The 13,362-nt window shown below is 36.8% G+C and carries 12 protein-coding genes and 1 pseudogene; 5 read left to right on the top strand and 8 right to left on the bottom strand.

From position 1 onward, the window contains the following. Positions 1-217 precede the first annotated feature (217 nt). Entirely contained in the window at positions 218-952 is a 735-nt protein-coding gene (locus BU038_RS10075; protein WP_107605930.1) for a CHAP domain-containing protein, read from the top strand. Between the two features lie 167 nt (positions 953-1,119). Here BU038_RS10075 and BU038_RS10070 read toward each other — a convergent pair whose 3' ends face one another. The 3 genes from BU038_RS10070 to BU038_RS10060 all read right to left on the bottom strand — a co-directional run bounded on the left by BU038_RS10070 (position 1,120) and on the right by BU038_RS10060 (position 4,372). Then, positions 1,120-1,623, bottom strand: coding sequence for a hypothetical protein (locus BU038_RS10070; protein ID WP_107605929.1), 504 nt, complete (start codon positions 1,621-1,623; stop codon positions 1,120-1,122). Positions 1,624-1,858: 235 nt separating this feature from the next. Then, complete coding sequence (gene nhaC / locus BU038_RS10065) at positions 1,859-3,277, bottom strand: Na+/H+ antiporter NhaC (RefSeq protein WP_107605928.1); 1,419 nt, start codon at positions 3,275-3,277, stop codon at positions 1,859-1,861. Between the two features lie 24 nt (positions 3,278-3,301). Continuing rightward, complete coding sequence (locus tag BU038_RS10060) at positions 3,302-4,372, bottom strand: NAD/NADP-dependent octopine/nopaline dehydrogenase family protein (RefSeq protein WP_107605927.1); 1,071 nt, start codon at positions 4,370-4,372, stop codon at positions 3,302-3,304. Between the two features lie 430 nt (positions 4,373-4,802). Here BU038_RS10060 and BU038_RS10055 point away from each other — a divergent pair, with 430 nt between their 5' ends. From BU038_RS10055 to BU038_RS10040, 4 genes are all read left to right on the top strand, one after another. Next, positions 4,803-5,183: a DUF4870 domain-containing protein gene (locus tag BU038_RS10055; protein WP_199219710.1), complete on the top strand. Its 381-nt coding sequence runs from the start codon at positions 4,803-4,805 to the stop codon at positions 5,181-5,183. A gap of 139 nt (positions 5,184-5,322) precedes the next feature. Beyond that, on the top strand, positions 5,323-5,655 hold the full coding sequence (locus BU038_RS10050; RefSeq protein ID WP_107605926.1) for a DMT family transporter: 333 nt from the start codon (positions 5,323-5,325) through the stop codon (positions 5,653-5,655). After that, positions 5,655-5,969, top strand: coding sequence for a DMT family transporter (locus BU038_RS10045; protein WP_107605925.1), 315 nt, complete (start codon positions 5,655-5,657; stop codon positions 5,967-5,969). Before BU038_RS10050 ends, BU038_RS10045 begins: the two co-directional genes overlap by 1 nt. 87 nt (positions 5,970-6,056) lie before the next feature. After that, entirely contained in the window at positions 6,057-7,025 is a 969-nt protein-coding gene (locus tag BU038_RS10040) for a 2-hydroxyacid dehydrogenase family protein (RefSeq protein ID WP_107605924.1), read from the top strand. Positions 7,026-7,126: 101 nt separating this feature from the next. On the opposite strand, the pseudogene BU038_RS10035 reads toward BU038_RS10040, so the two are convergent. From BU038_RS10035 to fdhF, 5 genes and pseudogenes are all read right to left on the bottom strand, one after another. Further along, positions 7,127-8,250, bottom strand: a pseudogene (locus BU038_RS10035) (FAD-dependent monooxygenase). Between the two features lie 107 nt (positions 8,251-8,357). Further along, a complete protein-coding gene (locus tag BU038_RS10030) occupies positions 8,358-9,134 on the bottom strand; it encodes an N-acetylglucosaminidase (protein ID WP_107605923.1) in 777 nt (258 codons plus the stop codon). 25 nt (positions 9,135-9,159) lie between these two features. Then, positions 9,160-9,411: a hypothetical protein gene (locus BU038_RS12540; protein ID WP_107605922.1), complete on the bottom strand. Its 252-nt coding sequence runs from the start codon at positions 9,409-9,411 to the stop codon at positions 9,160-9,162. Between the two features lie 124 nt (positions 9,412-9,535). Then, positions 9,536-10,006 (bottom strand): DUF1641 domain-containing protein, encoded by a 471-nt coding sequence (locus tag BU038_RS10020; protein ID WP_107605921.1) that lies wholly within the window; start codon positions 10,004-10,006, stop codon positions 9,536-9,538. Beyond that, positions 9,999-12,956: a formate dehydrogenase subunit alpha gene (gene fdhF, locus BU038_RS10015; RefSeq protein ID WP_107605920.1), complete on the bottom strand. Its 2,958-nt coding sequence runs from the start codon at positions 12,954-12,956 to the stop codon at positions 9,999-10,001. Before fdhF ends, BU038_RS10020 begins: the two co-directional genes overlap by 8 nt. Between the last annotated feature and the right edge of the window lie 406 nt (positions 12,957-13,362).

Below are 13,362 nucleotides of genomic sequence, written 5' to 3'. Positions count from 1 at the left end.
CTCCTACTTTCATGCTTATTACATCCAAATATATAATTATTAGAACTAAATTATAATACGATAACAAACTACACAAGTGGGAATTTTTTTCGTATAGTAATTCTTGTCATTAACAGAACGAAACACACAAATCAAATTATGAAATTTAGTAAATGTTAATCCAGTCACGAGACTTAAAAAATAATTTAGCTTATTATCTTTAGGAGGATATTTTATCATGAATAAAATCGCTACTACTACAATCGCTACAGCAGGTTTAGGAATCGCTGCTTTAACTTTATCTAATCACGATGCAGACGCTGCACAAAATAACGGATATAACTCAAACGATCCTTATTCTTACAGCTACTCATATACAATTGATCAAGATGGTAACTACCACTACACTTGGGAAGGTAACTGGAACCAATCTAATCAATACAATAACTACTATGGTACTTACGCTCAATACAATAACAACAACACAGCTAACAATAACTATACAAACTACACTAGCTACAATACACAAGCAACTGCTCCACGTACTGGCGGTTTAGGTGCTTCATACTCAACTTCAGACAACAACGTTAAAGTTTCAACAACTTCAGCACCAAAAACAAGCACTAACACATTCGCTAACCGTTCATCATCAGGTGCTAACCTTTACACTGTAGGTCAATGTACTTACTACGTATTCGACAAAGTTGGCGGTAAAATCGGTTCAACTTGGGGCAACGCTAATAACTGGGCTAACGCAGCAGCAGCTTCAGGTTACACAGTAAACAACACACCAACAGCTGGCGCTATCTTACAAACTAGCCAAGGTGCATTCGGTCACGTTGCATACGTTGAAAGTGTAAACAGCGACGGTTCAGTAAACGTTTCAGAAATGAACTACGGTCAAGGTCCTGGCGTTGTTACTACACGTACAATCTCAGCTGGCCAAGCAGGCGGATACAACTACATCCACTAATTAATAGTTATACGATATAAACCAACTGATTCGCTACAATCAGTTGGTTTTTTTATGTTCTTGTTTCTTTAGTTACTACTCTTCTAGCGTTCACTTATATAAAAAAATAGCCGATAACTTTTAGGTATACCCACCTAAGTTATCGGCTTTTCTATCTATTTAATACGTTATAACCAATATGCGATCATAATCCAGAATGCGAAAGCTAACACATATAATAATGGGAAACTTTCTGATACTGGACGTTTAAGTTGTCTATAAAGAACATAGCCTCCTAAACCTATGGCCATACCGGCTGTTAGGACAATACGTACCACGAACATCTCTACTGTGGCATTAATCCCAAGCTGAGGACTCGTAGTCATAACCTCAATGATAGATAATACTAATATCATTATCGTATAAACAACTGTATCTTTTGTTTTATTACTTTGGGATAGTGTCCAAAATATTAATAACCCGAAGATAGACGTCATTAACATTTCATGTGCTAAAAATTCCGACATAGAAGAATCAACTCTATATTGCAAAATCGCTACAAAATACAATATAAAGCTGATTACTAAATAGATAATAGAAGGATATTTTACAGTTAAATTATCTAAATTGAAGTATCGATGAATTCCTAGACACAATAGTAATATCGCTACAAGTATTACTACATATAGCATGGAATCACCTCATTCATATATATTTAATAACCGTTTTAGTACACAACTAAACATTATAAATATTAATTTTTTAATGATAATGATTGGAATTGCAATTAATCCTTCTTAGATAACTATAATTGTTCCACCATTAGTATGTTATACCCTGGATTCGATCGTTTAATGTCTAAAATCTGAGAAATTGTAAAAAGTCAAAGAAAAACTGCCTCACTTTGTCGTGTGAGACAGTTCATTATTAACCGTGCTGCGTATAATGTGTTGAATCTGGTGATTTCACTTTTTTGACTGACCAGCCTGTAAAAGCATAGAATATAGCGAAAATCACACATAAATAACAAGGTACGGTCCAAATAAAATAAGAATAGACGTTTACACCTAATTGTTGTGTATAATAAATACCTGATGTACCCCAAGGTATCAATGGAATAATCATCGTACCTGAGTCTTCCAGTGTACGTGATAAGTTCGTACGAGATAACTTCATTTCATCATACATATCATATAGCAACATACCTACTACGATAATCACAACAGAAGCAACTCCTGCTGCTAAGACCATGATTAACCCAGATATTACTGTTACTAATATTAAAGTACCTGGTGAAGTTACTTTATCTTTAATAGTATTCAACATCACCGTTAAACAACCGGACTTTTCAACAATCCCCGCAAAAGCATAGCCGCAGAAGATCGTGACAATAACTTGCGTCATACTCATCATCCCGCCTTGCTCAAGCAAGGTTGTCGCTTTATCATTTAAATTCACTTGGTGCACAATCATATCAGGCTTAAATCCATCAAAGGCTGCCTTAAAGCCATCAGTAAAGTTAAAACCGTGATTTAATGAACCGACAAAGATTGCTGCGACACATGAGACCAGCATAGCCGGTACGGTTGAGAAGCGGAATAATAAACATGCGATGATAATAATCGCCGGAATCCACACACTGAAATTAATGTGATACACATTCTCGAGTTGACGTAATAACGCATTAATTTGGCTTTTATCTGCACTCGCTTTATGATTTAATCCCGCAAAGAACCAGACAATCATACCGATGATCGACGCAGGAATTGTCGTCCACAACATCGCTTTAATATGCGCAAAGATATTCACATTCGTGACCATTGCTGCTAAGTTTGTTGTATCAGAGAGTGGTGATAATTTATCACCGAAAACTGCACCTGCAATAATAGCACCTGCAGCCATACCTGCATCAATATGTAATTGATGTGCAATCGCAATTAACGCAATCCCTGCTGTCGATGCAGAACCCCAAGCGGTTCCAGTTGCCATAGACGTAATCGCTGAAATTAAAAACGCAGAGACCAAGAAATAACTTGGATTCAACAATTTTAACCCATAATAAATCAGAGCTGGTACGGTTCCAGAATACATCCATGTCCCAACTACAATACCTACGCATAAAATAATATAAATCGTAGGCATTGCTGTACTCAGCCGTTGTGTAATCCCCTCTTCTAAATCTTTCCAACGTAAACCTACACGCCAAGCGATTACTGACGCATAGGCAGCTGAAAGAATTAATAATGGTTGTACTGGAATTCCAAATACCACAAATCCAACAATAACTAACAACATCATTACAACTATAGTTGAAATGGATTCAAGTAATGTCGGCATTCTCTTCATAATGTGTCCCCCTTTATTTAATTGTTAATCTAATCCAACTTTATCTCTGCCTAACTCGTCGATTGTCAGACCTTCTTCAAAGAAGTCACGCTCTAAAATAGTAGAGGCAATGACGATAATCGCATCAATATTCGGCGTTTCTACCCCAATTTCACGCCCTAAGCTAGACCATAGAACTAAACCGAACGCAATATCTTCCGTTAAATAACGATTTTTTACGTGATTTGGTCCTGGAATTTGTGAGAATACAGGACTTTCGTTGAATAAACGGTTTAATGGCTCATCTTCGCGATCTCTTTCTAAGTAGCCTCGTTGAATACGTGCTTCCTTCGCTGTTTGTAGTTCGAAACCTAAACGGCGCCCAAGTGATAGACGCTCAAGTTCTACCGCATGCAGTAAGCGTACTGTATGTTTTGTAATCCCTTCTTTATATAGTGAGAAGTCTCCAGAATAATCAATACGTCCGACATTTAATAAAGTCGGTCCTGGATGAACTTCTGGGTTACCGTTTTCTAAGTTTGTTTTCCATAAGTTTTCTTCTTTAATGATTTGCGGATAAATCTTTTCCACAATTTCAAAGTCTTCACTTAAATGTTCTTGAATATAAGAAGTGAAATATACTTTACGTACATTTAAAGATAAATCAACAACACCTTCTTCAAAGTCTACACGTGTACCGTATGTTAATGTGTTCGCTTCACAAAAACGTGGGCATACATCGATATATTCATCTTCTAATACATTAATAAATCGTGCTGAACCCATTGCTGCTGCCATGTTGAAGAAAATAATTTGGTCATCCGTAACGAACGGTGCCATAATACGTGCATAATATTCAATGAATGTTGATGGAATAATCATTTGAATGATTTCTGCACCTTGGATAACTTCTTCAATGTCATCACTGACTTGTGTGAATTTCACAAAGCTTTCTTCACCTTCATTATTGAAATGGAAGCCGCCTTGTTCAATGGCCTTATCAAATTTCTCGATAGAAGCATTTCGGCAATAAAGTTTGACGTCGTGTCCTTTGTTTGTCATATCCACTGCTGCTGTGACTGCGCCGTTACCTGACCCGATAATTGCTATTTTCATTCTTCATACCTTCTTTCTTTATTTAGTCATGATTATGAGAGACCGTACAATAGCTTTATTGCTAGAAATAAAGTGATGTACGGTCTCTCGAAGTGTGAAAATATTATTTATTCTATTTAACCGTCTTAAAGAAAAATAAAACAGAAAACTTGTGAGACTTGTGTATGCTTGAACACGCACAGTTACAGCTTTCTGCGACCATCAAATAGTGTATTATAGTTATCGTAACATGATTAGACAAATAATAAAATAAAAATTTGTTACCTGATGCTAACAATAACGTCTATATATTTCATACCCTACTTCTCATTATTTATTGTTATTGTTCTGTGTACAAAAAGGTAATAAATATTGAAAGTTGTCCAATTGTGTTTCATTTAATCTTAATTATTGCTATATTAAAAGTAATCTTAAATATCGGAGGAGCGCTATGACTAAGGATCATTCACCTGAACAAGTCACTGAGCACATTGAAGTCTATCAACAATTTCCAACAGAAGATGCACGTTTATTCGCATGCTTAATTTATGTATTAAGCTTCTTCACAACGATTATCGGCCCCTTGATTATTTGGTTAACCAAAGGCAGTGAATCTTATTTTGTGGATAAGACTGCTAAAAATTATTTTAATTTCGTCATTTCTTATACGATATGGACGTTTATTGCACTGATTTTATGCCTCATGATAATTGGTATGATCATCTTACCTGTTCTTGGTATACTCAGTATCGTTTTTTCAGTCGTAGCTGCTGTCAAAGCATACAATGGAGAAGAATATCTCATTCCTTTATCTATCCGCTTCTTCAACTAACTACACACAACTTTTGCGTTGTGTGTTTTTTTATGCTGTTTTTTCATGCTGTTTTCCACCTCATAAACACATTCATTGTTTCCCTACATGAATTTTGAGAAAATAGACAGTGCTGAATTAAGAAGAAGGAGGCTTGCGTATGCGCTGGTTTAAAGTCATTTTAGCTGGCTTATTTGAAATCATATGGGTCAATTTCCTTAAAAATGCTGACTCAGTGCTCAGTTGGGGGCTCACCTTAATTATGATTGCGATCAGTTTCGCATTAGTTATCAATGCGACTAAATCATTACCTGTCGGGACTGCCTATGCCATCTTCGTAGGTATCGGTACAGTCGGTACGATTATTGTGGATATGCTCATCTATGGTGATCCTTTCAGCTTTACTAAACTCTTTTTCATCATTTTATTATTGATTGGTATTCTTGGCTTGAAACTTTCAACAGATGAAACAGAAAGCGAGGGCACACACTGATGGCATGGTTATTTTTATTTATCGCGGGCTGTTTTGAAATTCTTGGTGTGATTCTATTAAATGAATTAAATCGAACAGGTAAGAAACTTTATATCGTATTATTAGGCATCGCCTTTATCTTCAGTTTCAGTATTCTATCATTAGCTATGAAATCTATCCCGATGGGAACTGCGTACGCAATTTGGACTGGAATCGGAACTGGCGGCGGTGCGATTATCAGTATGATTTTTTACAATGAGTCAAAAAATATCTGGCGCGTGCTTTGTATCGGCTTAATCGTCGTTTCCTCTGTCGGATTAAAACTTATTTCGTAGTCATGCATGCGCTTACGGTGTATTCATTGTTTCTCCTTCTTCCTTTTAATATAATTGATATATAAACTAAGAAAGGGAGTGTTTTGTATGGCTAAGGTCTATATTGCAGGCCCTATCCCACAAGTAGGACTTGATATTCTAGAAAAGAATAATATCGAAGTCGATATGTATGATGGTCCAGGTGTTGTGGATCAAGAAACATTAAAAAATGGTGTAAAAGATGCCGACGCATTAATCAGTATCTTATCTACAAACGTAGATAAAGATGTTATCGCAGCAGGCGAAAACTTAAAAGTTATCGCAAACTATGGTGCTGGCTTTAATAACGTAGATATTGATTATGCTGAATCTAAAGGTATCTATGTGACGAACACACCTGGCGTTTCAACACGCTCTACTGCAGAATTAACATTCGCGTTAGTCCTTGCAGTGGCACGTCGTATTGCTGAAGGTGATCAATTATCACGTACGAAAGGATTCGATGGTTGGGCACCATTATTCTTCAGAGGACGTGAAGTATCAGGTAAAACAATCGGTATCTTCGGTTTAGGTAATATCGGTTATGCAGTCGCTAAACGTGCGAAAGCATTCGATATGGATATCCTTTACACAGGTCCACACCGTAAAGAAGATAAAGAAAAAGAATTAGGTGCGAAATACGTTGATTTTGACACATTATTAAAAGAATCAGACTTTATCACAATCAACGCTGCTTACAAACCAGAATTGCACCACTTGTTCGATACAGAACAATTCAAACAAATGAAACCGACAGCTTATTTAGTTAATGCTGCGCGCGGTCCGATTGTAAACGAACAAGCACTTGCTGATGCATTGAAAGATAAAGTTATCGAAGGTGCAGCACTAGATGTTTATGAATTCGAACCAAAAATCACTGAAGACTTGAAATCACTAGATAACGTAGTGATTACACCGCATATTGGTAACGCTACATTTGAAGCGCGTGACGGTATGGCTGAAATCGTCGCAAACAACACAGTAGATGTGTTAAAAGACGACAAAGCACCACAATACGTTGTAAATGATGTTAAATAAGTCATTTCATTCTAAAGTAAAATGAGGTCAGGGATAATACCCCGACCTCATTTTTTATTTCTAGTTTCTTTAAATATTAGGTTTAGATAGTTAGTCTTCTTTTATACTGATTTCGTTTTGTATAAGAATTTCGCTTGATTCGAAATCAACTTAGACGGCATGCGTTTCAACACAAAATTACGTAAGCCAATCATCAAGCCGTTTTGATATTGTGCTTTTTTACCGATACTACGAGAGCGTTTGATGACTTTCGCAGTGTGTTTTACACGTAATGCGTCATAACGTGCTAATGCCTCTCTAAAATCGTAGGTATTCAAACAATTCGCTAAGACAATCGCATCTTCCATAGCTTGACCTGCACCTTGTCCCATATTCGGTGTTGTCGCATGTGCAGCATCACCTAATAAGAGCGTGCGGCCATAGACGAAGGATTGAAGCGGTGTTAAATCATAGATATTATGATGTAAAATACCTGTTTCACTTTGCTGGTCTAGAATACGTCTGACTTCATTTGGATAGTTATTGTAGTATGCTTGAATGTAAGGTTTAGTAAATTTTTTAAATTCAGGGTCATTTTCTTTCGCATTGACCGCAATAAACCAATACGCTTGGTTATTTAACATCGGCACAATGCCTACGCGACCTTTAGCACCCCAGAATTCTTTCGCAGTATGCGGATCATTTAAAGTCACATCATCGACCATACCTCTGAAGCAAGTATAGCCTTGATAATTAACTGTTGCTTTAGGATTTACCTGTCCGCGAATAATAGAATGTACACCATCTGCGCCGATACACAAATCAAAATAATGTGTGTCACCTTGTGCAGTTGTTAATGTGACTTTCGAACTATTTTGTACAAGTTTCACAATTTTAGTTCCTGTATGGATTAATTCTTTTGGAACATAAGATGCGATAACATCTAATAAAGCTTGTCTTGGCAGTGTTAAATTAACTGTCCCTTTTTTCATCACTGCTTTGTTTAATACATGTCCTTTGTCATCTAAAATTTCCATTTCTTTGATGACTTGTCCTGCATTTTTAATTCCTTTTGCCATGTCATGATTGCCGAGTTTGTCTAAGACATTGCACCGATACCAATACCTGCACCGATTTCTTTGACTTCATCTTGTTGTTCAAATACATGTATTTCATGATCTTGTTCATGTAATAAGGCAGCTGCGGTGAGTCCGCCAATGCCGCCGCCGACAATTGCTATTTTCATCTCAATAATCCACCTCTTTTTAACACTTCCTATTTATTCTATCATATTCCCTATTTCCTATGTATCTAGCCGGATATACGAAAAAAGAGGGCTGTCGCCCTCTTTACTTATTTATAAAAGTTTTTTCGAATATCATCTTTTTTAATACCGTATTTATGATAATACGTATCCATCATACCTGCAATGTTTTGATCCCAACCAATATCACTCGCATACTGATGTTGACCAGGATTGCTAGGATTCCAACGCATTTGATAAAGCGAAATCTGACCTTTATCGAAGAAGTCTTCACGTACAAAACGTGCGCCGCCCATAATGGCACGTTCTGGTGACGTCCATTTCTGTTTTTTCGCATAACTATGACCATGTTTCATCGCGTCTTCATCAAAAGCACCGATACCATAAAAATTATAATACGTTTTCCCTTTATATTCGATTCCTTTTGATAATTCTGAGCGCCCATGTCCTGTTTCAACTAATGCATGGCTGATTAAATAAATCACATTGACATCATATTTATCTTGGGCTTTTAAAAATGCGTCCCCTTTATTTTCAAGCACACCTTTGCCTTTTAATAGCTGATTCACTTCTTTTTCATCCATTGAGACAGGTTCTGAAATATCCATATAACTGATTTTATGATTCTGTCTTTTGATTGCCATAGCTTGTTCCACATCTGCTTTAGATGCATTGACAAATTGTCCATTGTCTTCTTTCGTATTTAATACACCTTTTGAAGTTTGAAGTTGAACAGCTTCATCAAATGTATAATTTTTATCTTTACTGAACCAATTCGTTTCATTAATGATAAAAAGAATAATAAAAGTTAAAAGAATTAAGCCGACAAACAGCCTGAAAATACGCGTTTTTGCTTTACGATTCATTATGTGAACTCCTCATGTATTTTTTCTACCTCAACATAAAGTATGCCGCAATTATCACAATCATCACGATTGTAAAAGAGAGATTGATAATTATCTTCATTCCTGTTCTATCACGAAATAAAACATTAAACATCATTAAACTGATAATTAAACCGATTGCAAACATGGTTATTGCCAGCACAGCTTTCATCATAATCAAGAAAATAAACCCAAGCACGACAAATAAATTTGAAATCAGTGCTAAAGCTTTTAATATATTCGGGTTAATCGTCAACACCTTCTTTCTATCATGCACTTCTAAATTCTATTAAAGTTTATCATATTTTCGCCAGTGTCGGCAGATAGATTCTATATGTAAAAAAAGAGCCGTTCTAAAAAGAACAGCTCTTATAGAATGACGCTTAATCTTCGCGTGACATCCCTTTTAGTAAGTTTACGAAATACGTAATACTTCTGTTTGCTTCATCGTCTTTTAATAAGCCGACTAAACTAGAAATTGTTGTACGTTGATTTGGACTTGCAGCATTCGCATTTTTAAGTCCTTTGTTCAACTTAAGCAACATTTCTTCTGTACCTGCAACATCAATTTTACCAAGCATGAATACAAGTGGTGCTAAGTTGTTTAACAAGCCTGTATACTGCTCTTTATTCAATTCTTTTGTAATCTTGCTTGTAATGAAGCCACGTTTTTCAACTGCCCCAATACCAGCGTCTAAGATTTTCGCATCATCTAAGACACGCATTAAACGAATTGCTTTGATGATAACATCTTTGTTTTCTGAAATTGCATCAGTAACCTCTGCAAGATCTTTCGCTTTTTGCTCTTCATGTGAAATTTCCATACGTTTGATTTTTCTAATGTTTTCAGCCATCGTGTCTCACCTGATTTCCTGGGAACACGTAGTCTGGACGTGCCCATTTTTTCTGAACTTGAACACTGTATTGCGGGTTACGTTTTGTATTCACACGGAAGTTTGAAGGGTTAAGTGGAGACTTACCTCTACGTGTAATCACTTCCATACGTGCTGACGTACGTTTGTATGATGGTGTATCTGTATCTTTATCAACGTCACTATTTGTCAACATGTTAATCGCACCTGCAGTACCGTCAACGTCTGCATTATTGTTCATTGGAATGTAAATTTCTTTACCTTTAACACGGTCAGTAATATGAACAACTAATTCAACTTGACCTGTTGAAGAAATCAATCTGACATCTGCACCTTCATGAATTCCGCGGTCTTCCGCAAGTTCAGGTGAGATTTCAACGTAAACATTCGGCACTTTGTATTTGATACCTGGCACTTGGTACGTCATGTTACCTTCGTGGAAGTGTTCTAATAGACGACCATTGTTGACATGGATATCATATTCTTCATCTTCTTTGAAGAAGTTGTCGAATGTTAATGGATATAATTTGGCACGTTTATTAGGGAAGTTGAAGCCTTCTAAGTACAAGATTGGTTCATCTGTACCGTCTTCATGTACAGGCCATTGTAATGAATTATAACCTTCTAAACGATCATATCTTACACCAGCAAATAATGGTGTTAAGCTTGCCATTTCATCCATGATTTCACTTGGATGTGAATAGTTCCAGTCTAATCCAACTTTGTTTGCGATCAATTGAATGATTTCCCAGTCAGGTTTTGAATTGCCTAATGGTTTCATTGCTTGATATAAACGTTGGATACGACGTTCTGTATTCGCGAAAGTACCTTCTTTTTCAAGTGAAGGACTTGCTGGTAATACAACGTTTGCGAAACGTGCAGTTTGTGTCAAGAATGCATCTTGAACGACTAAGAAGTCAACTTTTTCAAGTGCTGCTTGTACGAAGTTGATGTTCGCATCTACGATACCAGTATCTTCACCATAGATGTACATTGCGTCGATTTCATCATTATGGATACCTTCCATCATTTGATGGTTATCGCGTCCAGCAATAGCTGGTAGTTCAGTACCCCATGCTTTTTCGAATTTCGCACGAATTTCATCGTCAGTGACATCTTGGTAACCAGGGAATTTATCCGGCATACTACCGCCATCACTACAACCTTGAACGTTGTTGTGACCACGTAATGGATAAGCACCTGTACCTGGTCTTCTGTAGTTACCAGTTACTAATAATAAGTTAGAGATTGCTGTACTTGTATCACTACCGATGTCTTGTTGTGTAACACCCATCGCCCAAGCGATACATACACCATTTGAATCAATCATTTCATGTGCGAAATGAATCAAGTCATCTTTAGGAATACCTGTTGTCTCTTCCGCAAATTCTAATGTGAATGGTGCTAATGATTTATAGTACTCATCAAAGTGATCTACCCACTCATCGATAAACGCTTTATCATGAAGGTCGTTATCGATAATGTATTTAGTCACTGCAGCTAACCATGCTAAGTCAGTACCTGGTTTTGGTTGATAGAATTTGTCCGCACGTTCAGCCATTTCATGACGACGAATGTCGAATACATGAAGTTTGCTGCCGAATAGTTTATGTCCGCGTTTGATTTTAGAAGCAATAACTGGGTGAGCTTCAGCAGTGTTTGTACCTACTAATACCACCATGCCAGCTTTCATTAAATCATCTGCTGAACCTGAGTCACCACCGTGACCGACAGTTCTGAATAAACCTTTTGTTGCGGGTGCTTGACAATAACGTGAACAGTTATCGACGTTATTTGTACCCATTTGACGTGCTAATTTTTGCATCAAGTAAGATTCTTCAATTGTACCTTTAGATGATGCGATGAATGATAGTGCATCTGCACCTTTTGCTTCTTTAATACGTAAGAAGTTTTCACTGATTACGTTCAATGCTTCTTCCCATTCAACTTCAACGAACTCGTCACCTTTACGTACTAAAGGTTTTGTTAAACGTTCTTCAGAGTTGACGAAGTCCCAACCGAATTTACCTTTCACACAAGATGAAATACGGTTAGCTGGTGAATCGTGTTGTGGTTGAACTTTAAGAATTTCACGGTCTTTCGTCCATACATCAAATGAGCATCCCACACCACAGTATGTACATACTGTTTTCGTTTTCTCAATACGTTCTTCGCGTAATGCAGATTCTGAATCTGAAATTGCGAATAATGGACCATAACCTGGTTCTGCTTTTTTAGTTAAGTCAATCATGTCTGCTAATGTACCTGGTTCAGTATCAGTCATATAACCAGCTTCACCGACCATGTGGTTTTCCATCATTGCGTTACATGGACATACCGTCGCACATTGTCCGCAAGATACACATGATGATTCGTTGATTGATACGTCATTATCCCAGATAACACGTGGTTGTTCACGTTCCCAGTCGATTGATAATGTTTCGTTGACTTGAACGTCTTGACAAACTTCTACACAACGTCCGCAAAGGATACATTGACTTGGGTCATAACGATAGAAAGCACCGAAATCTTTTTCATAACCTTTGTCTTTAAATTCATATGATTGTTCCTGAACACCGAATTCATCCATTGTATTATGGATTTCACAATCACCGTTGTTGTAGTCACACACTGTACAATACAAAATGTGTTTTTCTAAAATACGATCTAAAGCTTCTTTTTGAGATGCTTTAACATCGCTGTTTGTCGTATTAACGACCATTGGTCGATCAATTGTTGTGCCGCATGCACGTTCAATCTTTCCGTCGATTTCTACTGCACATGTATCACAAGTTTCAATCGGCCCTAATGATTCGTTATAACAGATTGACGGCACAAATGTATCTCTAGATTTAATAAACTGGAGAAGATTCGTACCCGGTTCCACAAGATAGTCTTTCCCATCTAATGTAAGGACAAGATGTTCTTGCATGTAATCACCCCTATATTCTGAGGTCTTGCAAATGTGTTTAAGCTGATGACATACCGACAGATATACTGAATTCTGATTGATGAGGGTCAAAAGAACAGTATAAGGGTCGCATGAAATCCCCGATGTCACGCTTATGTCTCAGATACGAATGTATGTATCACATTAATATCCATTGAAATTAAGCAATCTTTAGATGAACAATGCAACGAAGTTTGCGGTTGCATCTCACTTCCTTTAGAAACATTCAGCCTCTAAAGATTCAACTCATTTCCTAAACCTCTATTTATTTTATATATTCCGTAAATATTGAAGACTAGTCTTTTTTGCCCCACGCAATAAAAAAATAGTCTTATTACTAATTCTATTACTTTTAAAGTTAAATGTTAAGCCCCATACTTATATATTC

Origin of the sequence: Staphylococcus simulans, assembly GCF_003043455.1 — a bacterium.
GTDB lineage: Bacteria > Bacillota > Bacilli > Staphylococcales > Staphylococcaceae > Staphylococcus > Staphylococcus simulans_A.
The sequence above is the reverse complement of the archived record's forward strand: the minus strand, read 5'-3'. Positions and strand labels throughout refer to the sequence as shown.

Coding starts and splice junctions, on each gene's coding strand:
- BU038_RS10020 (WP_107605921.1), bottom strand. CDS start 10,006: ATGGCTGAAAACATTAGAAAAATCAAACGTATGGAAATTTCACATGAA.
- BU038_RS10050 (WP_107605926.1), top strand. CDS start 5,323: ATGCGCTGGTTTAAAGTCATTTTAGCTGGCTTATTTGAAATCATATGG.
- BU038_RS10030 (WP_107605923.1), bottom strand. CDS start 9,134: ATGAATCGTAAAGCAAAAACGCGTATTTTCAGGCTGTTTGTCGGCTTA.
- BU038_RS10055 (WP_199219710.1), top strand. CDS start 4,803: ATGACTAAGGATCATTCACCTGAACAAGTCACTGAGCACATTGAAGTC.
- BU038_RS10075 (WP_107605930.1), top strand. CDS start 218: ATGAATAAAATCGCTACTACTACAATCGCTACAGCAGGTTTAGGAATC.
- BU038_RS10040 (WP_107605924.1), top strand. CDS start 6,057: ATGGCTAAGGTCTATATTGCAGGCCCTATCCCACAAGTAGGACTTGAT.
- BU038_RS10045 (WP_107605925.1), top strand. CDS start 5,655: ATGGCATGGTTATTTTTATTTATCGCGGGCTGTTTTGAAATTCTTGGT.
- BU038_RS10060 (WP_107605927.1), bottom strand. CDS start 4,372: ATGAAAATAGCAATTATCGGGTCAGGTAACGGCGCAGTCACAGCAGCA.
- nhaC (WP_107605928.1), bottom strand. CDS start 3,277: ATGAAGAGAATGCCGACATTACTTGAATCCATTTCAACTATAGTTGTA.
- BU038_RS10070 (WP_107605929.1), bottom strand. CDS start 1,623: ATGCTATATGTAGTAATACTTGTAGCGATATTACTATTGTGTCTAGGA.
- fdhF (WP_107605920.1), bottom strand. CDS start 12,956: ATGCAAGAACATCTTGTCCTTACATTAGATGGGAAAGACTATCTTGTG.